The sequence below is a fragment of the Nocardioides panaciterrulae genome (assembly GCF_013409645.1).
Classification (GTDB): domain Bacteria; phylum Actinomycetota; class Actinomycetes; order Propionibacteriales; family Nocardioidaceae; genus Nocardioides; species Nocardioides panaciterrulae.
The window spans coordinates 2,996,395-3,022,498 of record NZ_JACCBG010000001.1 but is presented as its reverse complement, the minus strand read 5'-3'; the positions used below and the strand labels follow the sequence as shown (position 1 = coordinate 3,022,498).

23 protein-coding genes are annotated in these 26,104 nt (G+C 74.3%); 17 read left to right on the top strand and 6 right to left on the bottom strand.

Going from position 1 to position 26,104, the window contains the following annotated elements; all coding sequences use genetic code 11:
* Positions 1-17: 17 nt before the first annotated feature.
* From BJZ21_RS14400 to BJZ21_RS14390, 3 genes are all read left to right on the top strand, one after another.
* Positions 18-1,424 (top strand): amidase, encoded by a 1,407-nt coding sequence (locus BJZ21_RS14400; RefSeq protein WP_179664380.1) that lies wholly within the window; start codon positions 18-20, stop codon positions 1,422-1,424.
* A gap of 116 nt (positions 1,425-1,540) precedes the next feature.
* Positions 1,541-2,437, top strand: a complete 897-nt coding sequence (locus BJZ21_RS14395) for an ATP-binding cassette domain-containing protein (protein WP_179664379.1) — start codon at positions 1,541-1,543, stop codon at positions 2,435-2,437.
* Entirely contained in the window at positions 2,434-3,507 is a 1,074-nt protein-coding gene (locus tag BJZ21_RS14390) for an ABC transporter permease (protein WP_179664378.1), read from the top strand. Before BJZ21_RS14395 ends, BJZ21_RS14390 begins: the two co-directional genes overlap by 4 nt.
* A 95-nt stretch (positions 3,508-3,602) precedes the next feature.
* On the opposite strand, the gene BJZ21_RS14385 is transcribed toward BJZ21_RS14390, so the two are convergent.
* Together BJZ21_RS14385 and ku are read right to left on the bottom strand one after the other, a co-directional pair.
* A complete protein-coding gene (locus tag BJZ21_RS14385; protein ID WP_179664377.1) occupies positions 3,603-4,364 on the bottom strand; it encodes a VOC family protein in 762 nt (253 codons plus the stop codon).
* A 178-nt stretch (positions 4,365-4,542) separates the two neighbouring features.
* The gene (ku, locus tag BJZ21_RS14380; RefSeq protein ID WP_179664376.1) at positions 4,543-5,529 is read right to left on the bottom strand and encodes a non-homologous end joining protein Ku; all 987 of its coding nucleotides are present in this window, start codon (positions 5,527-5,529) and stop codon (positions 4,543-4,545) included.
* Positions 5,530-5,694: 165 nt separating this feature from the next.
* Between ku and ligD (BJZ21_RS14375) the strand changes: the two genes are divergently transcribed.
* From ligD (BJZ21_RS14375) to BJZ21_RS14350, 6 genes are all read left to right on the top strand, one after another.
* Positions 5,695-6,687, top strand: coding sequence for a non-homologous end-joining DNA ligase (gene ligD / locus BJZ21_RS14375; protein WP_246298509.1), 993 nt, complete (start codon positions 5,695-5,697; stop codon positions 6,685-6,687).
* Between the two features lie 12 nt (positions 6,688-6,699).
* A complete protein-coding gene (locus tag BJZ21_RS14370) occupies positions 6,700-7,422 on the top strand; it encodes a L,D-transpeptidase family protein (protein WP_179664375.1) in 723 nt (240 codons plus the stop codon).
* Between the two features lie 3 nt (positions 7,423-7,425).
* On the top strand, positions 7,426-8,334 hold the full coding sequence (ligD, locus tag BJZ21_RS14365; RefSeq protein WP_179664374.1) for a non-homologous end-joining DNA ligase: 909 nt from the start codon (positions 7,426-7,428) through the stop codon (positions 8,332-8,334).
* Between the two features lie 237 nt (positions 8,335-8,571).
* On the top strand, positions 8,572-9,117 hold the full coding sequence (locus BJZ21_RS14360; protein ID WP_179664373.1) for a hypothetical protein: 546 nt from the start codon (positions 8,572-8,574) through the stop codon (positions 9,115-9,117).
* A 43-nt stretch (positions 9,118-9,160) separates the two neighbouring features.
* The gene (locus BJZ21_RS14355) at positions 9,161-9,862 is read left to right on the top strand and encodes a response regulator transcription factor (RefSeq protein WP_246298508.1); all 702 of its coding nucleotides are present in this window, start codon (positions 9,161-9,163) and stop codon (positions 9,860-9,862) included.
* Positions 9,855-11,063, top strand: a complete 1,209-nt coding sequence (locus BJZ21_RS14350) for a histidine kinase dimerization/phospho-acceptor domain-containing protein (RefSeq protein ID WP_179664371.1) — start codon at positions 9,855-9,857, stop codon at positions 11,061-11,063. The genes BJZ21_RS14355 and BJZ21_RS14350 overlap by 8 nt, the downstream gene beginning before the upstream one ends.
* A gap of 33 nt (positions 11,064-11,096) precedes the next feature.
* Here BJZ21_RS14350 and BJZ21_RS14345 read toward each other — a convergent pair whose 3' ends face one another.
* The 3 genes from BJZ21_RS14345 to BJZ21_RS14335 form a co-directional block, all read right to left on the bottom strand.
* A complete protein-coding gene (locus BJZ21_RS14345) occupies positions 11,097-12,572 on the bottom strand; it encodes an exopolysaccharide biosynthesis polyprenyl glycosylphosphotransferase (RefSeq protein ID WP_179664370.1) in 1,476 nt (491 codons plus the stop codon).
* Between the two features lie 267 nt (positions 12,573-12,839).
* Positions 12,840-13,523 (bottom strand): LuxR C-terminal-related transcriptional regulator, encoded by a 684-nt coding sequence (locus BJZ21_RS14340; RefSeq protein WP_179664369.1) that lies wholly within the window; start codon positions 13,521-13,523, stop codon positions 12,840-12,842.
* Positions 13,520-14,959, bottom strand: a complete 1,440-nt coding sequence (locus BJZ21_RS14335; RefSeq protein WP_179664368.1) for an ATP-binding protein — start codon at positions 14,957-14,959, stop codon at positions 13,520-13,522. Before BJZ21_RS14335 ends, BJZ21_RS14340 begins: the two co-directional genes overlap by 4 nt.
* A gap of 611 nt (positions 14,960-15,570) precedes the next feature.
* On the opposite strand from BJZ21_RS14335, the gene BJZ21_RS14330 reads away from it, so the two are divergent.
* Complete coding sequence (locus tag BJZ21_RS14330; protein WP_179664367.1) at positions 15,571-16,296, top strand: helix-turn-helix transcriptional regulator; 726 nt, start codon at positions 15,571-15,573, stop codon at positions 16,294-16,296.
* A gap of 187 nt (positions 16,297-16,483) precedes the next feature.
* Positions 16,484-17,275 carry an HAD-IIA family hydrolase gene (locus BJZ21_RS14325; RefSeq protein ID WP_179664366.1) on the top strand — a complete coding sequence of 264 codons (792 nt, stop codon included), beginning with the start codon at positions 16,484-16,486 and terminating at the stop codon, positions 17,273-17,275.
* A 12-nt stretch (positions 17,276-17,287) separates the two neighbouring features.
* On the opposite strand, the gene BJZ21_RS14320 is transcribed toward BJZ21_RS14325, so the two are convergent.
* Positions 17,288-18,556, bottom strand: a complete 1,269-nt coding sequence (locus BJZ21_RS14320; RefSeq protein WP_179664365.1) for a glycoside hydrolase family protein — start codon at positions 18,554-18,556, stop codon at positions 17,288-17,290.
* A 123-nt stretch (positions 18,557-18,679) separates the two neighbouring features.
* Here BJZ21_RS14320 and BJZ21_RS14315 point away from each other — a divergent pair, with 123 nt between their 5' ends.
* The 6 genes from BJZ21_RS14315 to BJZ21_RS14290 all read left to right on the top strand — a co-directional run bounded on the left by BJZ21_RS14315 (position 18,680) and on the right by BJZ21_RS14290 (position 26,061).
* The gene (locus tag BJZ21_RS14315; RefSeq protein WP_343052149.1) at positions 18,680-20,089 is read left to right on the top strand and encodes a cytochrome P450; all 1,410 of its coding nucleotides are present in this window, start codon (positions 18,680-18,682) and stop codon (positions 20,087-20,089) included.
* Positions 20,090-20,229: 140 nt separating this feature from the next.
* A complete protein-coding gene (locus tag BJZ21_RS14310) occupies positions 20,230-21,321 on the top strand; it encodes a hypothetical protein (protein ID WP_179664363.1) in 1,092 nt (363 codons plus the stop codon).
* Between the two features lie 127 nt (positions 21,322-21,448).
* On the top strand, positions 21,449-22,861 hold the full coding sequence (locus tag BJZ21_RS14305; protein WP_179664362.1) for a zinc metalloprotease: 1,413 nt from the start codon (positions 21,449-21,451) through the stop codon (positions 22,859-22,861).
* A 153-nt stretch (positions 22,862-23,014) separates the two neighbouring features.
* The gene (locus tag BJZ21_RS14300) at positions 23,015-24,268 is read left to right on the top strand and encodes a TadA family conjugal transfer-associated ATPase (RefSeq protein ID WP_343052148.1); all 1,254 of its coding nucleotides are present in this window, start codon (positions 23,015-23,017) and stop codon (positions 24,266-24,268) included.
* Complete coding sequence (locus BJZ21_RS14295) at positions 24,269-25,123, top strand: type II secretion system F family protein (protein ID WP_179664360.1); 855 nt, start codon at positions 24,269-24,271, stop codon at positions 25,121-25,123.
* Positions 25,120-26,061 (top strand): type II secretion system F family protein, encoded by a 942-nt coding sequence (locus BJZ21_RS14290; protein ID WP_179664359.1) that lies wholly within the window; start codon positions 25,120-25,122, stop codon positions 26,059-26,061. The genes BJZ21_RS14295 and BJZ21_RS14290 overlap by 4 nt, the downstream gene beginning before the upstream one ends.
* Positions 26,062-26,104: the final 43 nt, after the last annotated feature.

The following is a 26,104-nucleotide window of genomic DNA, read 5'->3' as shown; positions in this document are numbered from 1 at the left end:
CGTTCTAGGCTGGCCGGATGACCGACCTAGCACGCGCCGGCGTCGCCGAGACCGCCCGGCTCCTCACCACCGGGAAGACCTCGGCCCGCGCGGTCGTGGATGAGGCGCTGGCGCGCATCGACGCCGGCAACGCCGCCCTGAACGCGTTCACGGTCGTCCTCGCCGAGCAGGCGCGGGCCGAGGCCGACGCGCGCGACCGGGCGCTGGCCGCGGGGGAGACGCCCGGTCCGCTGCACGGGGTGCCGATCGCGATCAAGGAGGAGGTCGACGTCGCCGGCTGCGTCACGACGTACGGCGGGGACGGCAACGAGACGCCGGTGACCGCGGACGCCGAGCTGGTCCGCCGGCTCCGCGCGGCCGGCGCGGTGGTGATCGGCAAGACCGCGATGCCGGAGTTCGGCGCCTGGCCGTTCACCGAGTCGGTCTCGCGCGGCCTGACCCGCAACCCGTGGGACCCCTCGCGCACCCCCGGCGGGTCCAGCGGGGGCACGGCCGCGGCGGTCGCGGCCGGCCTGGTGCCCGCCGGCATCGGCGGCGACGGGGGCGGCTCGATCCGGATCCCCAGCGCCTGCTGCGGCCTGTTCGGCCTCAAGCCGCAGCGCGGCCGGGTCTCCACCGCGCCCGCGCCGCACCTGTGGTGGGCGCTGGGGACCGCGGGTCCGCTCACCCGCAGCGTGCGTGACAGCGCGCTGGTCTACGACGCGATCCGCGGCAACGTCGAGGGCGACCTCTTCCGGGCCGGGGAGAGCGAGTCGTTCGTCGGGGCCGCCGAGCGCGAGCCCGGCCGGCTGCGGATCGGCTGGACCACCACGCCGTCGGCCCGGGGCGTGCGGCCCCACCCGCGGCACGTGCAGGCGGTCCAGGACACCGCCCGGCTGCTGGCCGACCTCGGCCACGAGGTGAGGGAGGTGGACCCGGCGCTGCCCGACCCCACCGCGGCCTTCGTGCCGCAGTTCTTCGCCGGGATCCGCGCCGAGGCCGGCGAGGTCGAGCACTACGACCGGCTCGAGCGGCGCACCCGCCAGACCTGCCGTCTCGGCGGCTGGGTGACCCCGCGGGTGCGCGAGTGGGCGCTGCGGGAGACCGGCAAGGTCTCCTCCCGCGCGAACCGGGCCTTCGACGACATCGACGTGCTGCTCACCCCGGCGATCGCGCCCCGGCCGCCGCGGGTGGGCCGGCTGGAGGGCGTCGGCTCGCTGCGCGCCTCGCTCCGGGCGATGCCGATGATCGCCTATGCCGCGCTCTGGAACGTCGCCGGCAACCCCGCCGCCGCGGTGCCCTGCGGCCCGGCCGCAGACGGGCTGCCGGTGGCCGTCCAGCTGGTGGGCCGCACCGACGACGAGGCGACCCTGCTCTCGCTCTCCGCGCAGCTCGAGCAGGCACGCCCCTGGCCGCTGCTGGCCGGGGACCGAGCCGGAGGCTGAGGGCCCCCGACCTTGGTCGGGGGCCGGGGCGACCATCGGCGACTTCTGCCGGTCGCGCCAGGTGCATCCGGGGAATGTCGCCGACGCGGGCGCCCGGTCCTCGCTAGGGTCCGGCTGTGGTAGCGATCGAGGTGGTCGACCTCGCACTCGCCTACGGGGAGCTGCGAGCGGTCGACGGTGTCAGCCTGGACGTGGCGGAGGGCGAGTTCGTCGGCATCCTCGGCCCGAACGGCGCGGGGAAGACCAGCACGCTGGAGCTCGTCGAGGGCCTGCGGCGCCCCGACTCGGGGACCGTCCGGGTGCTGGGGGAGAGCCCCTGGCCGCGCAACCCTCGGCTGCTGCCGAGGATGGGCGTCCAGCTGCAGGCCTCGTCGTTCTTCGAGCGGCTGACGGCCCGGGAGCAGCTGCGCACGTTCGCCTCGTTGTACGCCGTGTCCGCGGGGCGCGCGGACGAGTGGCTGGAGCGCGTGGGACTGGTCGAGAAGGCGGCGACCCGGGTCGGCGACCTCTCCGGCGGCCAGGCGCAACGGCTCTCGATCGCCTGCGCGCTCGTGCACGACCCCGAGCTGGTCTTCCTCGACGAGCCCACCGCGGCGCTCGACCCGCAGGCCCGCCGCAACCTGTGGGACCTGCTGGTCGGCATCAACGAGGCCGGCCGGACCGTGGTGCTCACCACGCACTACATGGACGAGGCGGAGACGCTGTGCGACCGCGTCGCGATCATGGACCGCGGGCGGGTGCTGCGCTTCGACACCCCGGCCAAGCTGGTGCGCGGGCTGGACGCGCCGACCCGGATCACGGTCGCTCCCGGGCCGGACCTCGAACGGTTGCGCGTCGTTCCCGGCGTCGGCGACGTCGTGGCGACGCCGGACGGGACGGTGCTGACCACGCGTGAACCGACCCTGGTGCTGACCGGGCTGGCCGAGCGCGACCTGCTCGACGGGGTGCAGGTGCACACCGGCACCCTCGAGGACGTCTTCCTCGACCTGACCGGACGGGAGTACCGCGCATGAGCGCGTCCACGTCAGCCTTCCGCAGCCTGTCGGCCGCGATCCTCAAGGGGTTCGTGCGCGACCGGGCGTCGGTCTTCTTCGCCGTCGTGTTCCCGCTCATGTTCCTCGTCCTCTTCGGCGGCATCCTCGGCGACCAGGGTCAGTCCCGCGTCGAGATGATCGAGATCGGCGATGTCGCGGTCTTCGACTCGCTGCCGGCCGGCGCCGAGCAGGCGTTCATGCACACCTTCGAGGTGAGCCACACCCAGGACCGGGCCGCGGCGATCGCCAAGGTCCGCAAGGGCGACGCGGACGTGGCGGTCGAGATGGACGGCGACCGCGTCGTAGCCCACTACACTCAGACCGACCGGACCAAGGCGGCGATGACGCAGGGCGCGCTCGCGTCGTTCGTGGACGCCAGCAACCTCGCCGCCAGTGGTCAGCCGCCGCGCTACTCGCTCGATGTCCAGCAGGTCGAGGACGACTCGCTGGGTGCGATCCAGTTCGCGACACCGGGGCTGCTCGGCTGGGCGGTGGCGATGAGCGCGAGCTTCGGAGCCGCCGCGACGCTGCAGGGCTGGCGGCAGAGCAAGCTGCTGCGCCGGCTCCAGCTCGCCCCGGTCTCCACGCGCACCGTGGTCGGGGCCAGGGTCGCGGTGACCGTGACGATCGCGCTGGTCCAGATGGCGATCTTCGTCGGGCTGGGCTCGGCGGCGTTCGGACTGCGGCTCACCGGGGCGTGGCCCGCGGCCGTGCCGCTGCTCGTCGTCGGCACCCTGTGCTTCATGGCGGTGGGGCTGCTGGCCGGTGCGGTGGCCCGCACCACCGAGGGCGCCGTGAACATGGCCAACTTCTGCGTTCTGCCGATGTCGTTCCTCAGCGGCTCGTTCTTCCCACTGGACTTCATGCCGCACTGGCTCCAGGTGCTCTCCGAGATGCTTCCTCTGCGGCACCTCAACGACGGCATGCTCGACGTGATGGTGCGCGGCGAGCCCGCCTCGGCGGTCCTCCTCCCGATGGCGATCCTCGCCGGTTTCACGCTGGTCCTGACCCTCCTCGCGGCGCGGCTGTTCCGCTGGGAAACCGTCTGAACCACGTTGAGTTGGGCCCCGCGCCGCGTTGAGTTGGGCCCTGCGCCGCGTTCAGTTGGGCCCCGCGCCGCGTTCAGTTGGGCCTGGTCAGTCGGTCAATCGGTGGCCGGCCCCATCAGGGCGAACGGCACGCCCTCGGGATCGAGCAACACCGCCGGCCGGCCGTACGGCGTGTCATCGGGCGGCACGACCACGGAGCCGCCGGCGCCGACCGCCCGCTCGACCGCGGCGTCGGTGTCGGCGACCTGGAGGTAGCACTGCCACCGCGACGGTCGCTCGCCCAACATCGCGGCGGCGTCCATGATCCCGGCCCGCGCGTGCTCGTCGCGGCCCAGCGTCGTGTAGCGGAAGTCCGGGGTGTCGCTCATGGTCTGCACGTCCCACCCGAAGACGTCGGCGTAGAAGCGCACGGACGTCTCGTAGTCCTTGCTCAGAACCTCGAACCACGCCGGCGCCCCGTCCACGGCCCGGTCGACGGTCCCCGGGAACGACAACGCCTGCCACGCGCCGACCGCGGCCCCCGCCGGGTCCACGACCATGGCCATGTGGCCGAGTTCGCCGACCTGCATCGGCTCCACGACGACCTGGGCGCCGGCGTCCCGCGCCTTCCGCACGGTCGCCGCGGCGTCGTCGGTGGCGAGGTAGACCGACCAGGCGCTGGGGCCAGCCATGGAGGCGTCCTTGCGCATCAGACCGGCGACCGGCCGGCCCTCGCGCTCGAACATCCGGTAGCCGCCGTACTGCTCGTCGGGCTCTGTGGCGGTCCAGCCGAACAGCCGGCCGTAGAAGGCCGCCGCGGCATCTGTATCGGTGGTGAACAGCTCGATCCAGCAGGGCTCCCCGGGCATGGTGCTCATCGCGTACTCCCGTCGTCGTGTCCTGCCGATGCTGACCGCCGCGGCGTGCGGAAGTCATCGCCGAAACAGGCCGGCCCGACTGAACCCGGGGCGAGGCCCGACTCAACCCGGCGGGAGGCCCGACTCAACCCGGCGGGAGGCCCAACTCAACCCGGCGGGAGGCCCAACTCAACCTCGCTCAGCTGGCCTTCTTGCGGGTCGAGGACTTCGCCGGGGACTTCTTGGCAGCGGTCTTCTTCGCGGGAGCCTTCTTGGCCGGGGCCTTCTTGGGGGCCTTCTTCGCAGCCGGCTTCCGGGCGGGTGACTTCTTCGTCCCGGTCTTCTCGGCCGGCTCCTCCTCTGCAGCCTCGGCCGCTGCCTCGCCGGCGGACCCGCCCGCGGAGGCGGACTCGCCCCGGGCGGTCTTGGCGGCGTCGACCGAGCGCTGGAGGGCGGCGAGCAGGTCGACGACCTCACCCGAGGACTTCGTCGAGGTGGGGGTACGGCGGACCTCGCCGCCCTCGATCTTCGTCTTCACCAGCGCGTCGACCGCCTCGGCGTAGTCGTCCTCGAACTCGGAGGCGTCGAAGTCGCCGGCGAGCGTCTCGACCAGCATGTGCGCCATCTTCACCTCGGCGTCCTTGACCTCGCCGGTCTCCACGGAGAAGTCGGGCGTGCGGATCTCGTCCGGCCACATCATCGTCTGCAGGACGATCACGTCGTCGCGGACCCGGAGCACCGCGACCGTCGTGCGCTGCCGCAGGGCCACGGTCACGACCGCCATCCGGTCGGCGTCGAGGAGCGCCTGGCGCAGCAGCGCGTAGGGCTTGGCCCCGGACTTCTCCGGCTCGAGGTAGTAGGACTTCTCCAGCAGCATGGGGTCGATCTGACCGCTCGGCACGAACTTCTCGACCGAGATCTCACGCGAGGACGTGGACGGCAGCTCGGCCATGTCGTCGTCGGTGAGGACGACCATCTCGCCGTCCTCGGTCTCGTAGCCCTTGGCGATGTCGGCGTAGGCCACCTCCTCGCCGTCGATCGCGCACACCCGCTGGTAGCGGATCCGGCCGCCGTCCTTGGCGTGGACCTGGCGGAAGGACACGTCGTGGGACTCGGTGGCGGCGTAGAGCTTCACCGGCACGCTGACCAGCCCGAAGGACACCGCGCCCTTCCAGATCGCACGCATGGGGAAGCCTCTCGGGTGGACGACTGTTCGGTCGCGGGCATCGTTGCCCCCGGCCAGTATCGCCACAGTTCCCGGCTCCCGCATCCCACATGCATGCGGGCGGGGCCCGGGGTTCCGGTACGGGGTTCAAGTGCGGGGTTCGAGCGCGGGGTTCGAGTGCGGGGCATGATGGTGCGCATGCTGCCGATGCTCGCCTCCCCGGGCCGGCACGTCCCCACCGGTGAGGCGTGGGCGCACGAGGTGAAGTGGGACGGCGTGCGCATCCTCGCCGACGTCACCGCGGGCGGCGACACCGCCCGGCTCACCACCCGCAACGGCAACGACGTCACGATCGCCTGGCCCGAGCTGAGCACGCCCCCGCTCGGCGCCCGCGACCTGCTCGTCGACGGCGAGGTCATCGCGCTCAACGCCGAGGGCCTGCCGGACTTCCGCGAGCTCGCCGAGCGGATCCACGTACGCCGGGCCACGGCCGCGGCCCGGCTGGCCCGCGCCACGCCCGCGACCTACATGGTCTTCGACCTGCTGCGCCTCGACGGCCGCGACCTGACCCGCGAACCGCTCGAGCGGCGCCGCGAGCTGCTGCTCGGCCTCGGCCTGGAGCAGTCGACGTGGCAGGTGCCGCCGTCCTACGACGACGGATCGATGCTCTTCGACGCGACGCTCCAGCAGGGCCTGGAGGGCATCGTGAGCAAGCGTCGCGACTCGCGCTACGACTTCGGGGTCCGCTCACCGCACTGGTTGAAGTTCGCCCACCGGCACCGGATCTCCTACGTCGTGGGCGGCTGGCGGCCGGTCGAGGGGACGACGGACCGGCTCGGCGCCCTGCTGGTGGGGGAGCCCACGGCCGCGGGGCTGTCCTATCGGGGCCGGGTCGGCAGCGGCATCGGCGCGCGGGCGGCCCGGGTCCTCACCGAGTTGCTCGCCCCGCTCGGCCGAAAGGACAGCCCGTTCGACGACGAGGTGCCCCGGGAGGACGCGCGCGGGACCCGGTGGGTCCGGCCGGTCGTCGTGGTCGACGTGGACACCCACCACGCCTCGCGCCGGCAGCGGTTGCGGCAGCCGTCGTACCAGGGGGTCCGCAGCGACCTGGCGCCCGACGACCTGGCGCCCGCCGCGCCGACCGATCCGGCCGGGCCCGGCCGGGCGCCCAGGATCTGACAGGGTGAGTTCGTGCGCTCCCTCCAGGCTCCGCTCCTCGCCGCCGCGCTGATCGCCACGACGCTCGTGCTGGCGCCCGGCTCACCCGGGACCGGCCCGGCCCAGGCCGCGACCGACTCGGTGGTCCTCGACGGCGTCACGGTCCACCCGCGCCGCGGCACCCGCCAGGTGGTGACCGTGCGGCACACCCGCGGCTACCACGCGCGGGTGACGCTGTGGGCGCTGCGCCAGCGCGGCTGGGTGCGCCGGATGCGGGCCGCCGACGGCCGGATCGGGTACGGCGGCCTGGTCGCCGCAGGCCGGCGCGAGCAGGGCACCGGCACCACCCCGCTGGGCACCTTCCGCCTCCCATGGGCCTTCGGCACGCACGCGAAGGCCGCGGGCTGGGACCTCGGCTACCGCCGGATCCGCGCGGGCGACTTCTGGGTCGAGGACAACGGCTCGCGGTTCTACAACCGCTACCGCAACCAGCGCCAGGGCGGCTTCCGCTGGTGGCTGCCGGCCAGCGACGAGAACGGCTCGGAGCGGCTCAGCGACTATCCCGTGCAGTACGAGTACGCGCTGGTGACCTCCTTCAACCACCGGCAGGTGCGCCACCGGGGCGCCGGGATCTTCCTGCACGTCAACGGCCGGGGCGCCACCGCGGGCTGCGTCAGCGCCCCGCGCTGGTTCCTGCGCCGCCTGCTGACCCGGCTCGACGGGGCCCGGGTCCCGGTCGTCGCGATCGGACGTTGAGCCGTGGCGTCGGGGGAGGAGGTGCACGTCGACGTCGACGGCCGGACGCTGCGGATCTCCAACCTGCACAAGGTGCTCTATCCCCGCACCGGGACGACCAAGGGCGAGGTCCTCAACTACTACGCCCGCGTCGCGCCGGTGCTGCTGCCGCATCTCGCCGACCGGCCTGTCACCCGGATCCGCTGGCCGCACGGGGTCGGCGGCGCCAGCTTCTTCGAGAAGAACGTCCCCGCCGGCACCCCCACCTGGGTCCGGACCGCGACCGTGCCCACGACCGGGTCGCGCTCCGGTTCCGGGACGAGCGACACGATCACCTTCCCGATCATCGACGACCTCGCGACGCTGACCTGGCTGGTCAACCTGGCCGCGCTGGAGCTGCACGTGCACCAGTGGACGGTGGGGCGCAACGGCCGTCCGCGCAACGCCGACCGGCTGGTCATCGACCTCGACCCCGGGGAGCCGGCCGGGCTGCACGAGTGCTGCCGGGTGGCGCTGCTGGTCCGCGACAAGCTCGAGCAGCGGGGGCTGGCCGCCCGTCCGGTCACCAGCGGCAGCAAGGGCCTCCACCTGTACGCCGGGCTGCCGCGACGGCTGCCGCCGGAGGAGTCGACCGCGCTGGCCCGCGAGGTCGCCGAGGAGCTCCAGGGCGAGCACGCGCGGCTGGTCACCGCCACGATGACCAAGGCGAAGCGGTCCGGGAAGGTGTTCTTGGACTGGTCGCAGAACGCCGGCTCCAAGACGACGGTCTCGCCGTACTCCCTGCGCGGCCGCGAGCGACCGCTGGTGGCCACGCCGGTGACCTGGGCGGAGGTCGAGGCGGGAGCGGAGGACCCGCTGGGGCTGGAGCAGTTCTCCTTCGAGGAGGTGCTCGGCCGGGTGCAGGAGCGCGGGGACCTGTTCGCGGAGTCCTGACGGCGGCCGTTACCGAACCGTTGAGCTCCCGTGGACCTGGTGTTGCCCCGGCGCGGGCCGCCGAGCCGTAGGCTCCCTCCGGGCCCGGGCGACCGGACCCACAGGGGGCGGGAGGTCGGCAGGTGCTCGGGGAGGGAGCACCCGCCGGTCGCCCGACACCGTGAGTGGGTGGCCGGTTCGGGGCGGGGGGCTCCGGGTCGGCCGCCGCTCCAGCTCCTGTCCTCGGGAAAGGGCTCGATGGAGATCGTCGTCTCGTCGTCACGGCCGGCCACGTCGTCGTGGTTCCGGCTGCTGGTGGTGCTGGCCATCTGTCTCCCGGTCACGCTCCTGGTGCTGCTACCGGCCTGCTTCGGCCTGCACCGCTACGTCGTGACCGGTGCCGACCTGCTGCCCGGGGTGTCCCGGGGGACCCTGCTGATCGAGCGGGCGGTGCCGCTGAGCGACGTCCGGGTGGACGACGTCGTCACGTTCCGGGAGTCCACGGCGCAGGGTCCGCGGACCGTGACCCGCCGGGTCGTCGCCGTCGACCACGGCCGGGTCCGCACCGCCGGGGAGCCGCCGTCCGCGGCGGGCTCGGGGACCCCGGAAACGCTGGCGACCGGGCGGCCGACCGTGCACCGGGTGGTGCTCGCGGTGCCGTGGGTCGGCTACCCCTACCTGGTGCTGCTCGCCCTGGGACCGCCGGCCCGGGCCGGCCTGCTCGTGGGGGCCGGGCTGCTGCTGGTGCTCGCGGTCGTGCTCGGTCGGCGCGATCGGGCCGGCCGGGCACGCGCCGCCGGCTGACCGTTCGTCCCACGAGTCATCCCCTGCCTCTATGCTCCCTCCCATGGCACAACGGGTCCTCGTGGTGGAGGACGAGGAGGACATCGCCTTCCCCCTGGTCCGCACGCTGGAGCGCGAGGGGTACGACGTCACCTGGCTCGACAGCGGCGAGAAGACGCTGGAGCACGTCGCCGGCAACCCCGTCGACGTGATGATCCTCGACCTCGGGCTGCCCGACATGGACGGGCTCGAGGTCTGCCGACGGGCCCGCGAGAGCGGGTTCTCGGGCGCGATCATGATCGTCACCGCCCGGGCCGGCGAGCTGGACCGGGTGGTGGGTCTCGACTACGGCGCCGACGACTACCTCTCCAAGCCGTTCGGGCTGGCCGAGCTGCAGGCCCGCGTGCGCGCGCTGCTGCGGCGCACCGCCACCGGCGGGGCCACCGACGGGCACGGGGACGAGGCCGCCCAGGGCCTGCGCATCGACGTGCCGGCCCGGCGCGTGTACGCCGGCCAGGACGAGGTGGCGCTGACCGGCAAGGAGTTCGAGGTGCTGACCATCCTGGCCGCCAACCGCGACAAGGTGGTCTCCCGGAGCCGGCTGATGGCCGACGTGTGGGACGCGAACTGGTACGGCTCGACCAAGACGCTCGACGTCACGATCGGTCGGCTGCGCCAGAAGCTCGAGGGTGTCGGCGTGACCGACCGTGTCGTGGCCGTCCGGGGCGTGGGTTTCCGCCTCGAGGGCGGCCCCCCGGATGCGTAACCGTCTCACCGCGGCCTTCGTCGTCCTCTCCATCCTGGTGCTCCTCGGGGCCGGCATCGTGCGCGCCTTCGTGCTCCGCGACCTGGTCCGGGAGCAGGAGAGCGAGCACCTGCAGCAGGAGGCCGCGCTGATCGTGCGCATCCTGGACGCCCGCGAGACCTCCGGCGGCCGCGTCGACCGGGAGCTGCTCACCGAGCTGGTGCCGAGCGCCAGCCGCCTGACCTACCTGCCCCACCAGGGTCGACCGATGAGGGTCGAGGGGCCCGGGTACGACGGCTCCGGCGACGACCTGTCCGCGACCGCGACCGTCTACGACGGGACCGTCGTGGTCGCGCACTCGGCCGAGGTGGTGAGCGACGTGATCCGCCGCGACATCGGCTCCGCGATCGTGCTGCTGGGGGTGCTCTCCACGCTGGCCGGCCTGCTGGGCTGGCTGCTCTCCCGGATGCTGTCCGCGCCGTTCCGCCAGCTCGCGGTCGCCGCCGCAGCGCTGGGCCGTGGTCGCTTCGACCTCGAGCTGCCCCGCTCCAAGATCCCCGAGGCCCGGGCGATCGCCCAGGCGCTGCGCACCAGCGCGGGCCAGCTGGAGGACCGGATCCGCCGCGAGCGGGACTTCGCCGAGCGGGCCTCGCACGTGCTGCGCACCCCGCTGACCGGCCTCCGGCTGGAGCTGGAGGAGCTCGCGCAGCGTGCGGACCTGCCGGCCGACGTCCGCGCTTCGGCCGGGCGCGGGCTGGCGCGCCTGGACGCGATGGACGAGGTCACCGGCGAGCTGGTCGAGCTCTCCCGCGGCGGCACGCTGGTCGCCGGGGCCGAGCTCCCGCTCGTCGACCTCGCCACCCAGCTCGCCCAGCGCTGGGCCGACCGGCTGGCCGCGCGGGGCCGGACGCTGTCGGCCTCCGCGGAGGGCGACCTGGCGCTGACCTACACCCCGGGCCCCGTCGAGCAGGTCCTGGACCTACTCCTCGCCGACGTCGTCCACCGGGGCACCGGCGCCGTGCGCATCGTCTTCCTGGGCCAGGACGGCGGCCACCTGCGCGTGCGCGTGACCTCGGAGGGCCTGGCCGGCGTGACCCAGGGCGCCCGCGCCGCCGACCTGACCCGCCTCGAGGCGGCCCGGGCCGTGGCGGAGTCCCTCGGCGGGCGGATCCTCGGCGACGACCCCTCGCGCACGATCGTGGTGCTGTTCCCGCGCCGCTGAGCGTCCCCGGCCGCGGACCGGCAGCTGGCCCCTTCAGTAGGCCCCGCGCCGCCCGACCACGGCACCGAAGGTGCGGGCCAGGATGGCCAGGTCCCCGCGCAGCGTCCAGTTGTCCACGTAGGTCTGGTCCAGCCGGACCGCCTCGTCCCAGGGCAGGTCGGAACGGCCGGAGACCTGCCACAGCCCGGTGAGACCGGGCTTGACCACCAGCCGGCGCCGGACGTCGTGCTCGTAGGCGTCGACCTCGGTCGGCAGCGCCGGCCGCGGGCCGACGAGCGACATGTGGCCGCGCACGATGTTGATCAGCTGCGGGAGCTCGTCGAGCGAGGAACGCCGCAGCAGCCGGCCGAGCCGGGTCACCCGCGGGTCGCTGCGGATCTTGAAGAGGTTGCCGTCCACCTCGTTGTGCTCGGCCAGGGCAGTGCGCCGGTCCTCGGCGTCCACGGTCATCGTGCGCAGCTTGAGCATCGAGAAGGGGCGGTCGTGCCGGCCGACCCGGGTCTGGCGGAAGAGGGCGGGGCCGGGGGAGTCGAGGCGCACCGCGACCATCAGCACCAGCAGCGCCGGCGCGAGCAGCAGCAGGGCGAGCGTCGCGGCGAGTCGTTCCCAGATCTCCTTGACCACGCGGGCCGGCCCGCGCAGCCGGGCGTGCCGCACGTGCACCATCGGCAGGGACGGGTCGCCGACCGCGGCGAGCCGGGCCCGCGACGCGGCCACGCCGTGCAGCGGGGTCCCGACCAGGAGCCGGGTGCCGCGCGCCTCCAGCTGCCAGGCGGTCCGCCGGACCGTGGCGGCGTCGAGGTGGGAGCAGGGCAGCAGTACGACGGTGTCCGCCCGCGACATCGCCACGACCCCGGCCAGGTGACCCAGCCCCGCCGCGACCGGCACGTCGTCGCTCAGCCGCAGCAGGTCGACCTGCTGGTCCAGCAGGCAGACCCCGACCACCTCGAGGCCCTCCGCGCGGGCCCGGGACGCCTCGCGGGCCAGCTCGTCGACCGCGCCGGGGTGACCCACGACGACGGCACGGTGCCGGTGGCCCGGCAACGCGACCCCGCGCCGGCTCGCCCAGGCCCGCAGCGCCCGGCGGTGGCCCAGGCTGCCGGCCGCGACCAGCGCGGCGACCAGCGCGAGGACCTCGCCCGGGAGGCGGTGGCCGGTCGCCGCCGCCAGGGTCCAGCCGGTGGCGGCGAGCAGCACCGCGTTGCCCAGCAGGGAGTCGCTGCGGGTCCGCGGCCCGGCGTACCAACCGGTGCCGGCGAGCAGCGCCACCCACATGACGGGCACGGCCGTCAGCACCAGCAGGCTCCCGGAGGCGGGACCGCTGAGGCGCCAGCCGAGCACCACGACGGCGGCGGTCACGAGGTCCGCGGCGGCGAGGCAGAGAGCGAGCGTGCGCACCCGCCAAGAGCCCAGCGCCGCGATCCGCGGACGCCGGGCGGCGAGCTCGGGTGCCGGATCGGTGGCGGGCTCGGGCGCGACCGCCAGGCCCTTCCTGACCGCGAAGCTCATCCGAGCACCGCGTCCCGTCCGGTCGGCATCGACCGGCTCGCCCCCCGGCTTGCTGAACTCATCGGCTTCCTTCCCCCCCTGCCCGGCCCGCGCCAGTCCCGAGCCGGTGCACTCAACGTAGGGAGCGGCCGAGGGGAGGTCATGCCGAAATTGGGGCATCCCCCGCGCGCCGCCATAGTCCCGGCGGGGTACGCCGCGCCGCGTCAACGGCGCAGCCCACCGGCGGCGGCACGGAGCCGCCGCCGGTGGGCCGGTGGTCTGGACGGGTCAGACGTCGGAGGGCCGCCAGCCGGCCTCGTGGGCGAGGCCCACGGCGGCCAGCTGGGAGGAGACCTCCAGCTTGGCGAGGATCGACTTCACCTGGGTGCGCACGGTGGCCTCGGAGACCACGTTGATGCGGGCGATGTCGCGCACCTGGTGGCCCTGCATCAGCTGGCGCAGCACCTCGCGCTCGCGCGGCGTCAGGTCGTCGAGCCGGCGCCGTGCCTCGTGGTTCTCGACCCGGTTCTGGTGCCACTCGGCGATCAGCTCCTCGCGCACGGCCCGGTCGATGACGGGGAAGCCGTCGTTGAGCCGGCGGACCGTGGCGAGGATGTCGTTTAGCGGTGAGGTCTTGGTCAGCACCGTGCGGGCGCCGTAGCGCAGGCACTCGCCCCAACGGGTGCGCTCCAGTGAGCCGGTGACCACGACGACCGCGATGCCGGCCTTGGCGAGCGGCTCGATCAGGCGTACGCCGTTGCCGTGCGCGCCGAGGTCGAGGTCGAGCAGCACGATCCGGGGCTGGACGCGGAGCACGCTGGCCAGCACCGCGCCCAGCGAGCTGGGTCGCGCCGGCAGTGGGATCCGGCGGACCTGGTAGCCCTCCATGCCGAGCGCGATCTCGAGCGACTCGGCGAACAGCAGATGGTCCTCGACCAGGGCGACCTTGGTCGATCCACGCGGGTTTCTCATGGCGTCCCCGGAGGGCAGCTCGGGATGGTGAGAACGAAGGTCGCGCCCCCCGGGCGACCGCGGTCCTCGAGCGTCAGGTTCCCCGCCTGTTCCAGCATCAGCCGCTTCGCCAGCTGCAGGCCGATGCCCTGCCCGGGCGATCCGGCGCGGCGACCCCCCCAGGTGAACAGCGAGGCGCGCAGCGAGGCCGGGACCCCCGGCCCCTGGTCGGCCACCCGGACCTCGGTCCGGCCGTCGGTCGTCCGGCTGGCGCGCACCGTGACCGGCGCGCCCGGAGCGTGCCGGGCCGCGTTGCTGAGCAGGATGTGCACGACCTCGGCCAGGTCGTCGGCCCGGCCGAGCACCCGCAGCGGGGTCGGCTCGAGGTCGATGTCGGCGCCCAGCGTCAGCTGCGTCTCGACCAGGGGCCGGAGCAGCTCGTCCAGGCACACCGCGCCGACCGGTTGCCGCCCCCGCCGGCTCAGCATCCGCTCGAGGCGGGCCATCTCGGAGTCGAGCAGCGCCTCGAGGCGGCGCCGCTGTCCGCCGGACGGGCCGCCGCCGTGCAGGAGCAGCCGGGAGGCCTGGGCGATGCCGGCCACGGTGGCGTGCAGCTCGTGCATCCGCTCGCGGCCGTCCCGGACGTTGACCTCCGCCGCCGCGGCCCGGTGGGCCAGCGTGGCCAGCTGGCGGACGTTGTCGCGGATGCCCTGACGCAGCATCACCGCGGCGGCCCCGAGCAGCGCCGCGACACCGGCGACCAGCACCAGCACCGACAGCGCGGAGCGCAGCTGGGACGGGGACCCGGTCGCCAGCAGGCGGCTGGCCACCAGGCAGCCGAGGAACGCCCCGAACCGCAGGCGGGCCCAGCCCGGCAGCAGGTGGGAGCGGGAGAGCACCACGATCGTCGCGACCACGACCAGGGCCACCAGGACGGCGTCGACCACGCGGGCCGGGCCGTCGAGGGCCAGGCTCGGGTCGAGGCCGGCGCGGAAGAGCACCAGCCGCGCGGCCGCCACGGCGCCGCCGAGGAGGAGGCCGGTGGTGAGCGGATTGCGCACCGGGATCCAGGTGCCGCGCGCCGCCATCGCGACCAGCGCGAGCACGACCACGGTGGCCGGGACCTGGGCGGTGCCCACGACGGAGTCGAACCGGCCGGCTGCCGGGGCCTGCAGCGAGAGCAGCGCGAACGGGATCGTCTGGGCGGCCTGGAAGCCGAGCGCCATCGCGAGCCAGCCGGTGCTGGCACGGCGGGTGAGCCGCCACTCGTACTTGAGGATCACCGCCGCCGCCAGGATGCCGTTGGTCGCGAGCAGCCGACTCATCTCGTCGGCGGTGTGGAGCCGCTCCGCCCCCGTCGAGGGCAGCGCGAGCACGAGCAGGTAGGGGTGCAGCAGCACCGCGAACATCAGGATGGATCCGCGCCAGGACCACCCGCCGGTGATCGGCAGCGCCACGGGGAGGTGCGCCAGTCTGGTCAGCCGGCGTGCGCGCCGGCGGCTGCGATCGGGCCGGACGTCCGTCGCCTCCCGAGCTACGAGCGTTACGTGCGGCGGTCGCGTTGCGAACGTGATTCCCGCCATGTCCAGGAACGCTACGGCGCTCCTTCGGGACTCGTACCGCGTTTTGACGACGGATACCATTTATTGAGGAACACTTGCGTGTTGCGCTTGACCCGCCCCTCCCATGCGTCCCCATGCTCCGTCGAACACCCGACGACCCACCAGTCGCGTCGCGGCGATCCGCCTCCGCGGGGGCCGCGCGGCGACACCGCTGGACCGTGCCGACGACCTGCGGCCGCCGAGCTGTCGGTCCATGACGCGACTGGTGAGTCGCTTCAATCGAGTGGGGGGACTCGACCACTCAACTGTCCGCCTGGTGCCCGGATCGGGGAATCCCCAAAAGTAGGGGACTACCGCCTAGCCGCCGTCGGGGCCCGCGTCGCCGCCGCCAGCATGAGGGAAGCGACGATCGATGAGGGGACGGACCGTGCCACCATCAACACCACGTGCACCCGCGCACCCAGGTGTGGCCCACGTGGTGCCCACCGGACCACCTCGGGGGACCGATGACCATGACCTCCGCGAACCCGGGACCTGAGCCGCGGCGGACACCGGTCGGACTCTTCGCCGACCAGTACCTGGTGGGGCAGGCCGTCCGCACCGCGCTCGCCACCCGGGGCTTCCCGGTGGCCAACTACCGGTGGCCGACCGGTCCCCGCCAGCTGCGCGAGGCCGCCGCCCACCTGGTGCAGATCGAGGCAGTCGTCGGGGTGCTGCTGTGCGACCTCGACCGGCCCGAGCGGCTCGCCGAGGTCGCGGACATGGTCGAGACCGCCGACTCGGTCCGGTGGCTGCTGCTCACCAACGCCCCCGAGAGCCCCCGCTGGGGAGCGGCGCTGACCCACGGCGTGCTCGCGGTGATGCCGACCTCGACCGGGCTGGACGACCTGGTGGTCGCGGTCTCGTCGGCGGCGGCCGGCGGCACGGTGATGGACGAGACCGTCCGCCGCCGGCTAGTGCGGGAGTGGCGCGAGGTCGAGGAGGACGAACGCCGGCTCGTCGCCCGCATGGACTCCCTGACCGCCCGCGAGCTCAACGTGCTCTCCCTGCTCTACGACGGCCGCTCGGTCCGCGGCATCGCGGAGATGGCGGGGGTCTCCGAGGCCACCGTGCGCAGCCAGGTCAAGGCCGTGCTGCGCAAGCTCGAGGTCAACTCCCAGCTGGCCGCGGTCGCGGCGTACCGCCGCGCCAAGGACGTCGCCCGCACCCACCGCCCCGCCCGCAACCACTGACCCCCTGCCACTGACTCCCTGCGGGTGGGCGTGGCGGTGCAGGAATCCCCGGCTGGCCGGGGATCCCCTCGGTTGGGGGCCGTTGCAACGCCCATCAAGCGAGAGAAGAGCCCATCAACCCCTCGTGCCGAGGCGCCAGGGAGTGCCGCCCGGCGACCAGGAGCCGGGGTCCACCACAATGGCCACCATGACCTCGACCCGCCCGGTGCATACGTGGCTGACCGACATGGACGGCGTGCTGGTCCACGAGGAGGTGCCGATCCCTGGCGCGCAGGAGTTCATCGAGGCGCTGAAGGCCTCGGGGCTGCGCTTCCTGGTGCTGACCAACAACTCGATCTTCACCCCGCGCGACCTGCGCGCCCGGCTGCTGGGCAGCGGCATCGACGTCCCCGAGGAGGCGATCTGGACCTCGGCGCTGGCCACCGCGCAGTTCCTCGCCGACCAGCGTCCGCACGGCACGGCGTACGTCGTGGGCGAGGCGGGACTGACCACCGCGCTGCACGACATCGGCTACGTGATGACCGACCGGGACCCCGACTACGTGGTGCTGGGGGAGACCCGGACCTACTCCTTCGAGGCCATCACCAGGGCGATCCGGCTGATCGAGGGCGGGGCCAGGTTCATCGCGACCAACCCCGACCCCAGCGGCCCGAGTATCCAGGGCACCCTGCCGGCGACCGGCTCGGTCGCGGCGCTGATCTCGACCGCGACCGGACGCCAGCCGTACTTCGTCGGCAAGCCCAACGCGCTGATGATGCGCAGCGCGCTGAACCGGCTCGAGGCGCACTCCGAGACGACCGTCATGGTCGGTGACCGGATGGACACCGACATCATCAGCGGGCTGGAGGCCGGGCTGCGCACGGTGCTGGTGACCACCGGCTCGACCCGCCCGGACCAGGTGGAGACGTTCCCCTACCGCCCCACCCGCGTCGTGGACTCGGTCGCGGACCTGGTCGAGGTCGTGCAGCAGCGCTCCTGAGCGTGGCGCGCCTCAGAGCGGCCAGACGCGCAGGGCCCCGCGGCCGGCGAGCAGTCGGTGAGGCGGTGCGAGCGCACCGCCCAGCAGCCCGTCAGCGCCGGCCACCTCGACCACCGGCCCGTCCACGAGCACCCGCAGGTCGCCCCCTGACCAGGGCATCGACGAGTCCGCGTGGCCAGGCCGCTCGAGGGTCACGGTCCCGTGCCCGACCACGAGGCTGGTGCTCGCGCCGGAGGGGGGGACCAGCTCGAGCCGGTCGCCGTCCGGGTCGGGCGACCACTCGAGGTCGACCGGGCCCGCCGCGAGGTCGGGCTCCGGGTCCGGGGACGGCCCCCGACGTGCGGCCAGCTCGGGGTGCGGGGTGGCCCGCAGGCGCCCGTCGGCGACCGAGAGCACGTACGGCACGCTCAGGCAGCCGCTCCAGCCCGCGTCGGCGCCGCCCACGCCGCGCATCCAGAAGATCAGGCAGGGTCGGCCCGCGCTGTCCTCGAAGTACGACGGGGCGTAGTAGGCGTCACCGAAGCTGAGCCGACCCCAGTCAGCCGCCACGAACCGGCCCCGGTCGGAGGAGCCGAGCCCGTAGCCGACGTGATGCAGCACCTCGGCCTCCCACACCGACGCCAGCAGCACCGTGTGACCGTCCACCTCGACCAGCTGCGGGCACTCCCACAGCGAGCCCATCCAGACCGGGTCGCGCTCGGTGGTCGACCGCGAGGCCGCGACCCCGTCGTACGCCCACGCCTCGAGGTCGCTCGACGTCCAGGTCAGGGCCATCGCCTCGCCGCTCGCGGTGCCGGCGCCGACGAACATCCGCCAGCCGGGGCCCTCGCGCACGACGAACGGGTCGCGGAAGGCGACCAGGTCCAGGCCGTCGGGCGGCTGCAGCACCACGTCGCCCTTCTTCCAGGTGTCCCAGCCGTCGTCGGTCGGGGTCGCCACCCGGACCCGGCCGAGCCCGAGGTCGGGGTGGGTCACGGAGGTGTAGAGGATGCGGGCGCCGGCCCCGTCGGTGACCAGGCAGCCGGTCCAGACGCCGTCGTCGCCGTCGCCGGGGGCGAGGGCCACGGGCCGCTGCTCCCAGCGCAGCAGGTCGGTGCTGACCGCGTGGCCCCAGTGGCAGTGCGGCGCCCAGACCGGGCTGTCCGGCACGTACTGGTGGAAGAGGTGGTAGGCGCCGCGGTGGAAGGTCAGTCCGTGCGGGTCGTTGATCCAGCCGGTGGGCGCGGTGAAGTGCAGCAGCGGGCGAGTCGGGTCGGCGCGGCCGCCGGGGTGGTTCGTCACGCTCCCATGATGGCGGAGACCGGCGACGCCGGTGCGGAGGGCCGTTGACAGCCGCACCCGACGCACCGGAGGCTGGACACCTGCTACTGAATCGGCGTCAACAACCCGTTGGGGGGGCGCAGCGTGCGCAACGACTGGTCCGGCCAGGTGCTCCCGCACGCCCCCGGGCGGCGCCGCCTCGTCGGCGACCTCGCCGGCCTGGCGCCGGAGACCGCCGTCCAGACGATCATGGCCCGCAACGCGGCCAGCGGGCCGATCTTCGAGCAGCGGATCTTCCGGCAGAAGTTCGTCTTCGTCGCCAGCGGCGAGCTCTGCGCCGAGCTCTGCGACGAGTCCCGGTTCGAGAAGGCGCTGCCGCCCGCGCTGGTGGCGCTGCGGGACTTCGCGGGCGACGGACTGTTCACGGCGTACAACGACGAGCCGAACTGGCAGCTGGCCCACGACCTGCTGCTGCCCGCGTTCACGCGTCCGGCGATGCAGCGCTACCACGGGGTGATGCTGCAGGCGGTGCGCGAGCTCTTCGAGGTGCTGCCCACCGACGGCCGCTCGGTCGAGGTGGCGCCGCTGATGACCAAGCTGACCATGGAGACCATCGCGCGCACCGCGTTCAGCCACGACTTCGGGTCGTTCACCCGGCCCGAGCCGCACCCGTTCGTGCCTGCGATGGTCACCGCGCTGGAGACCGGGCGGCGGCTCGGGGCGCTGTCGTCGCTGCCCGGGTCGTTCCTGCTGCGCCGGCGGCTGCGGCGCCGCAACGCCGGCCACCAGGCCTACCTCGACTCGATGCTCGACGAGCTGATCTCCGAGCGCCGGACCGGCGGGCGCCACGAGCCGGACCTGCTCGGGATCATGCTCGAGCAGGCGCACCCGGAGACCGGCGAGCGGCTCAGCGACCGGGCGATCCGCTACCAGATCCTCACGTTCCTCGTCGCCGGCCACGAGACCACCTCCGGGGCGCTCTCGCTGGCGCTGCACCACCTCGCCCGGCACCCCGAGGTGCTGGCCCGGGCGCAGGCGGAGACCGACGCGGTGCTCGGGCCCGACCCGGACGCCGAGCCGGCCTTCGAGCAGGTGCCCCGGCTCCGCTTCGTACGCCGGGTCCTGGACGAGACGCTGCGGCTGTGGCCGACCGCGCCGGGCTTCGCCCGCACCCCGCGGGAGGCCACGACCCTGGCCGGCTACCGGATGCGGCCGGGGGACTGGGCGCTGGTGCTGCTGCCGATGGTGCACCGCGACCCGGACGTGTGGGGGCCGGACGCCGAGGCGTTCGACCCGGACCGGTTCCTGCCCGAGCGCAGCCGGGGGCGGCTCAAGCACGCCTACAAGCCGTTCGGGACCGGCGAGCGGGCCTGCATCGGCCGACAGTTCGCCCTGCACGAGGCGGTGCTCGTGCTCGCCCGGATCCTGCACCGCTTCGACCTGACCGGCGACCCGGCGTACCAGCTGCGGATCACCGAGCGGCTGACGCTGATGCCCCGCGACCTGCGGCTGGTGCTGCGGCCCCGGGTGCCCGCGCCGACCGCGGGGGCCTGACCCCGGAGGCGGTGCCGCGGGGTCCCCGGGGGGCGTGGCGGCGAGCGGTCGTGACATCGCTGGGCGCACCCGCGTCCGGACCCTCCGGTGGGGCGGTTGGTCCCTACCCCGGGCGGTCGGCGGCCACGCACGCTGGAGACGTGTCGAGGAAGCGGCGGGTCAGGTGGGCGGTCATCGCCCTGGCCGCGGCGGCCGCGGCCGGGATGGCCGCCATCGCCGCGCAGGTGCCCGCGCAGTCGGCCCTGCCCGTGTGGACGGCGCGGCTGGCGACCGCGGAGCCGCCGGCGGCACCGGCATCGCCGGCCCGCATCGACCCCTCGTCGCTGCGGCGAGGCGCCGACCCGTCGGTCCCCTACCTCCGCCACAACACGATCCGCGACGGCCCGGTCGCGGTGCGTGCCCCCGCCGGCGCGCACAGCAAGCTGTGGGAGGTCGCGCGCGGCTACCTGGTGCTCAACGGCGGCGGCCGGCTCACCTACGTCAGCCGGCACGGCGACCAGCAGCTGCTCGGGACCAAGGTCTACACGGTGGCGGTCTCGCCGGGGCTGCGCCGCGTCGTCTGGGGGTCCTACGACGACCCGAGCTTCGGCCCGCCGGTGCACCTGACGGTCGCCGACACCGTGGACGGCCGGTCCCTCGGCCGTCGTACGTTCCACCAGGTGCGGTGGGCGACCACCGTCGAGCGGGACCGGGTGATGCTCGCGACGTCGTTCGCGGCGCCCGCACCGGCGACCTGGTGGTGGCATCCCGGCCACGCCCGGCTGCACCGGATCGCCCGGCAGGCGGCGCTGGGGGCGGACCTGCCACACGACCGGATGACCTTCTCCATCGGCAACCCCGACGCCTTCTGCAACCGGGTGGCCCGGGTCTCGCACCCGCACGCGACGCTGTGGCGCAGCTGCCGGCGCATCCCGCACCAGTGGTCGCCCGACGGGCGGCACGCCCTGGCCACGCACAGCTACTTCGACGACACCGGCACCGACTACTGGGCGGTCCTGGACGGCGCGACCGGGCGCGGCCTCTCCCGGGCGGCCGGTCGCCTGGACTGGAACGCGGTCTGGGAGGACAGTCGGCACTTCCTGACCTCCGCGATGGGCGAGGACGGGAACGCGGCCGTCGTCCGCTGCGACCTGCACCGGCACTGCGAGCGGGCCAGCCGCCTGTGGCAGACCGGCTGGACCGAGTGGCCCCCGTTCTACGTCGGCCCGCCCGTGCTGCTCGCGCTGAACTGACGCCCGTCCCCCCAGCGGTCGCCCAGTGGCCGCCCAGCGGCTGGTCGCTATTTCGCGTCCTCGGCTCAGGTCGGGCCTGTTTGGAGCCGATACCCAGATTGATCGCGCTCCGACATTGAAGGAAGTCATGCGCAGGACGTCCGCATCCCTCAAGCTCGCGACGCTCGTCGCGGCCGGCCTGGTCGCCGTCGGCGTGGCGGGCCCGGTCGGCGCCGTCACCCCTGGCCCGGCGACCAGCACCACGGGGACGGCCGCGGCCGTGCCCCTGGCGCCACGCGCGGGAGCCTCGGAGGGGGAGACCCGCATGGTCTCCTTCGGGTTCCCCTCCACCCACGAGTGGGAGACCGCCCAGGTCGTCGGTGTCCGCGCCGAGGTCGACACCACCCAGCCGACCGTCCTGCGGCTCCAGCGGGCCGTCGGCGGGGACTGGACCGACGTGGCGGTGGTCGCGGTGCCGACCGGGGGCTATCAGCACGACTTCGTGCTGCCCACCGAGCAGGCCGGCTCGGTCACGCTCCGGTTCGTCGTCGACGCCGACCCGGTGTTCCCCGCCTACGTCTCCGCCGAGTACGCCTACACCGTCACCGACCCGACGCCGGTCGTGAGCGAGCCCGCCACGATCACGCTGACCGAGCCCGGTGTCGCCGCCGCCACCTTCGGCAAGGCGCTCACCGTGACCGGCCGGGTCGGCGGGCCGGACCCCGCCGGCCGCGCCGTCCGGCTCGAGCTCGACACCGAGAACGGCTGGACGGGGCTGACGAGCGTGCGCACCGATGCCACCGGCGGCTACACCGTCGAGGTACCCACCGACTGGTACTACTCCGGCACGCTGCGCGCGCAGGTGCTGGCCACCGAGACCGACGAGGCCGCGGTCTCGCCGGCCACGTTCCCGATGCGGGTCCGCCCCGGCTACCGGCCCGGCGGTCGGGCGCACCAGTGGAACGCCCTCGTGCGCGGCTACCGGTGGAACCCGTGCGACGCGATCAGCTACCGGGTGAACCTCACCGGCGCCCCGAAGCACGCACGGGCCCAGGTCGAGCGGGCGTTCGCGGCGGTGCACGCGGCGACCGGGCTCACCTTCGTCTACGACGGCGCCACCACCGCGATCCCGTACCGCACCGACCACCGAGGGTCCCAGCGCAGCGGCGCCGAGCTCACCCTGGCCTTCGCCACCGCTCGACAGGTGCGCGGCCTGGCCGGGAACACGATCGGCCGCGGCGGCTGGCTGAGCGGTTCGGGCGGCGAGATCCAGGAGGGCGCGGTCGTCCTGGATCGCCGGGCGCACCTGCGGTCCGGCTTCGGCGAGGGCGCCACCTGGGGCGGCCTGCTGCTGCACGAGATCGGGCACGCGATGAACCTCGACCACACCCGGGCGCGCAACGAGGTCATGCACGCGGGGCTGGGCAGCCACTCCCCGGGCCACTACCAGGCCGGGGACCTGACCGGACTGGCCAGGATGGGCGCGATGTCCGGCTGCATCGGCGCTGGCGACGCGACCGTGAACCGGGCCGGCGCGCCGCGGTGGCACGTGACGTCCTGACTCGCGCCGGCCCGCCGACCGTCTCCGGCAGCCGCCTTCCGACGGGCATGGTCTGTACCTTGTCCACAGATTCCGAAGTGACCCTCGCGGGCCGCGCCGGTTGGCCCTAGTGTCGGCAGCAGTTCACTCCGGACGGGGGACGTGACGGTGCCGGTGACTGCCGCGGACGCGCACGGCGAGCTGGTCGAGCTGCTCGACGGCCACGTGCGTGACCTGGTGCGCCGCGAGGGCGTGGACCCGCAGCGCGACGCCGGGGTCGTACGCCGGATCGCCGAGAGCGTGGTCCGCGAGCACGACGAGCGCAGCCTGACCGGGGTGGTCGCGCCGGTCGCGGACGTCGACGCGGTGGTGGGCGAGCTGGTCGCCCGGGTCTCCGGGTTCGGCCCGCTCCAGCCCTTCCTCGACGATCCGGAGGTCGAGGAGGTGTGGATCAATGATCCGAGCCGGGTGTTCCTCGCCCGCAACGGCCGCCACGAGCTGACCAACCTGGTGCTGACCGCCGCCCAGGTGACCGAGCTGGTCGAGCGGATGCTGAAGTCCAGCGGCCGGCGGATCGACCTGAGCCAGCCGTTCGTGGACGCGATGCTGCCGCAGGGGCACCGGCTGCACGTGGTCCTCGAGGGGATCAGCCGCGGCTTCTCGGCGGTCAACATCCGCAAGTTCGTGCTGCGGGCCGCGCGGCTGAGCGACCTCGTCGAGCTGGGCAGCCTGACCGCCACCGCCGCGGCGTTCCTCGAGGCCTCGGTGCGCGCCGGGCTCAACGTGCTCGTGGCCGGAGGCACCCAGGCCGGCAAGACCACCATGCTCAACTGCCTGGCCGCCGCGATCCCGGGTGGGGAGCGGGTGATCTCGGCCGAGGAGGTCTTCGAGCTGCGCTTCCCCCACCCCGACTGGGTGCCGTTGCAGACCCGGCAGTCCGGCCTCGAGGGCACCGGCGAGATCCGGCTGCGCGACCTGGTCAAGGAGTCCCTGCGTATGCGGCCGAGCCGGATCATCGTGGGCGAGGTCCGCTCCGAGGAGTGCCTCGACCTGCTGCTCGCCCTGAACGCCGGGTTGCCCGGCATGTGCACGATCCACGCGAACAGCGCACGGGAGGCGCTGGTCAAGATGTGCACGCTCCCGCTGCTGGCCGGGGAGAACATCTCCGCCCGGTTCGTGGTGCCGACGGTCGCGTCGTCGGTCGACCTGGTCGTGCACCTGGGCCTGGGGCACGACGGCGTACGCCGGGTCAACGAGATCGTCGCCGTGCCGGGCCGGGCCGAGAACGACGTCATCGAGACCGAGCCGGTCTTCCACCGGCGTGGCGGCGAGCTGCGGCACGCCGGCGGCATGCCGCCGCGGACGGAGCTCTACGAACAGGTCGGCATCGACGTGCACCGGATCCTCGCCCGGGACGGGGTGGCCTGAATGGGCGCGCTGGTCGGGCTGGGTGTGGGGATCGGGCTGCTGCTGGTCTGGTCGGCGTTCTTCCTGCCCCGCCGGCAGCGGCCGGCGACGCGACGCCCCGGCCGGACCGCGCAGCTGCTGGCCCGGGCCGGTCTGGGCCAGGTGTCGGTGACCGGGTTCGTGCTGCTGTGTGTCTGCCTCGGGGTCGTGGCGACCCTGCTGGTCGAGGTGGTCTCCCGGACGCCGCCGGTGGCGCTCGCGTTCGGCTTGATGGGGGCCTGGTCACCGGTGGCGGTGGTGTCCGGTCGGGCCCGGCGCCGGCAGCGGGAGTTCGCCGAGGTCTGGCCCGAGGCCGTGGACAACCTCGCGTCGGCGGTCCGGGCCGGCATGTCGTTGCCCGACGCCCTGGCCGCCCTCGGCCACCGCGGTCCCGAGCCGCTGCGGCCGGCGTTCGACGCGTTCGCGCTCGACTACCAGGTGACCGGCCGCTTCGGGGAGTGCCTCGACCGGCTCAAGGACCGGCTGGCCGACCCGGTGGGCGACCGGGTGGTGGAGGGGCTGCGCATCGCCCGCGAGGTCGGGGGCGGCCAGCTCGGCCGGCTGCTGCGCAACCTCTCCGGCTACCTGCGCGACGAGGCCCGCACCCGCTCGGAGATGGAGTCCCGGCAGTCGTGGACCGTCAACGGGGCCCGGCTGGCCGTCGCCTCGCCGTGGCTGGTGCTGCTGTTCATGTCGTTCCAGTCCGAGATCATCCACCGCTACGCCTCGCCCGGCGGCGTGGCGGTGCTGGTCTTCGGCGCGGTCGCCTGCGTGGTGGCCTACCGGCTGATGATGCGGATCGGGCGGCTGCCCGCCGAGCGGCGGATCCTCTCGTGACCCCGGCGGCGTGGGGCGGGCTCCTCGGCGCGGTGCTGGGGGCCGGGCTGCTGGTCGTGGCCGGCCGGGTCGCCGCCCTGCGCCGCACCCAGCTGTCGGTGCGCGTGCTGCCCTACGTCCGCGACCTGCCGCAGGTGGGGCAGGCCCGCGGGCTGCGCCCGGTGCCGGGTCCGGCGACGTCCGCGGCCGCCGGCGTGTTCGGCCCGCCGCTGCGCTCGGCCGCGGACGCGGTGGAGCGGGTGCTCGGCGGGGCCGCGTCGGTCCGGCGGCGCCTCGAACGCGCCGACCTCGACAAGAGCGTCCACGACTTCCGCGTGGAACAGGTCCTGTGGGGACTCGCGGGGTTCGCGATCGCCGCGGCGTACGGCGTGCTCCGGGCCCTCACCGACCCGTCCGGCGGGCTCGTGTCCCTGGTCCTGTGCCTCGTCGCGTTCGTCACCGGGGTGCTGGCCCGGGACACCCACCTGTCCGGCCAGGTGAAGCGTCGCGAGCGGCAGATCCTCGCGGAGTTCCCCACCCTGGCCGAGCTGCTGGCGCTCGCCGTGGCGGCCGGGGAGAGCCCGGTCGCGGCGCTGGACCGGGTGGTCCGCCGTAGCGGCGGGGCCCTCTCCACCGACCTGGCCCGGGTGCTCGCGGCCATCCGCACCGGCGAGCCGGTCGGCGCCGCGTTCGACCGGATGGCCGCCGCCAGCGGGCTGCCGCTGGTCGCCCGGTTCGCGCAGGGGATCGCGGTGGCGGTCGAGCGCGGCACACCGCTGGCCGACGTGCTGCACGCGCAGGCCGCCGACGTCCGCGAGGCGGGTCGGCGCGAGCTGATCGAGGTCGCCGCGCGCAAGGAGGTGCTGATGATGGTGCCGGTGGTGTTCCTCGTGCTCCCCGTCACCGTCCTGTTCGCCTTCTGGCCCGGCGTCATCGGCCTCCACCTGGCGACCCCCTGACCACCCCCGACCGCCCCCCTGTCGCCTGGCCGCCCCTGCCCCA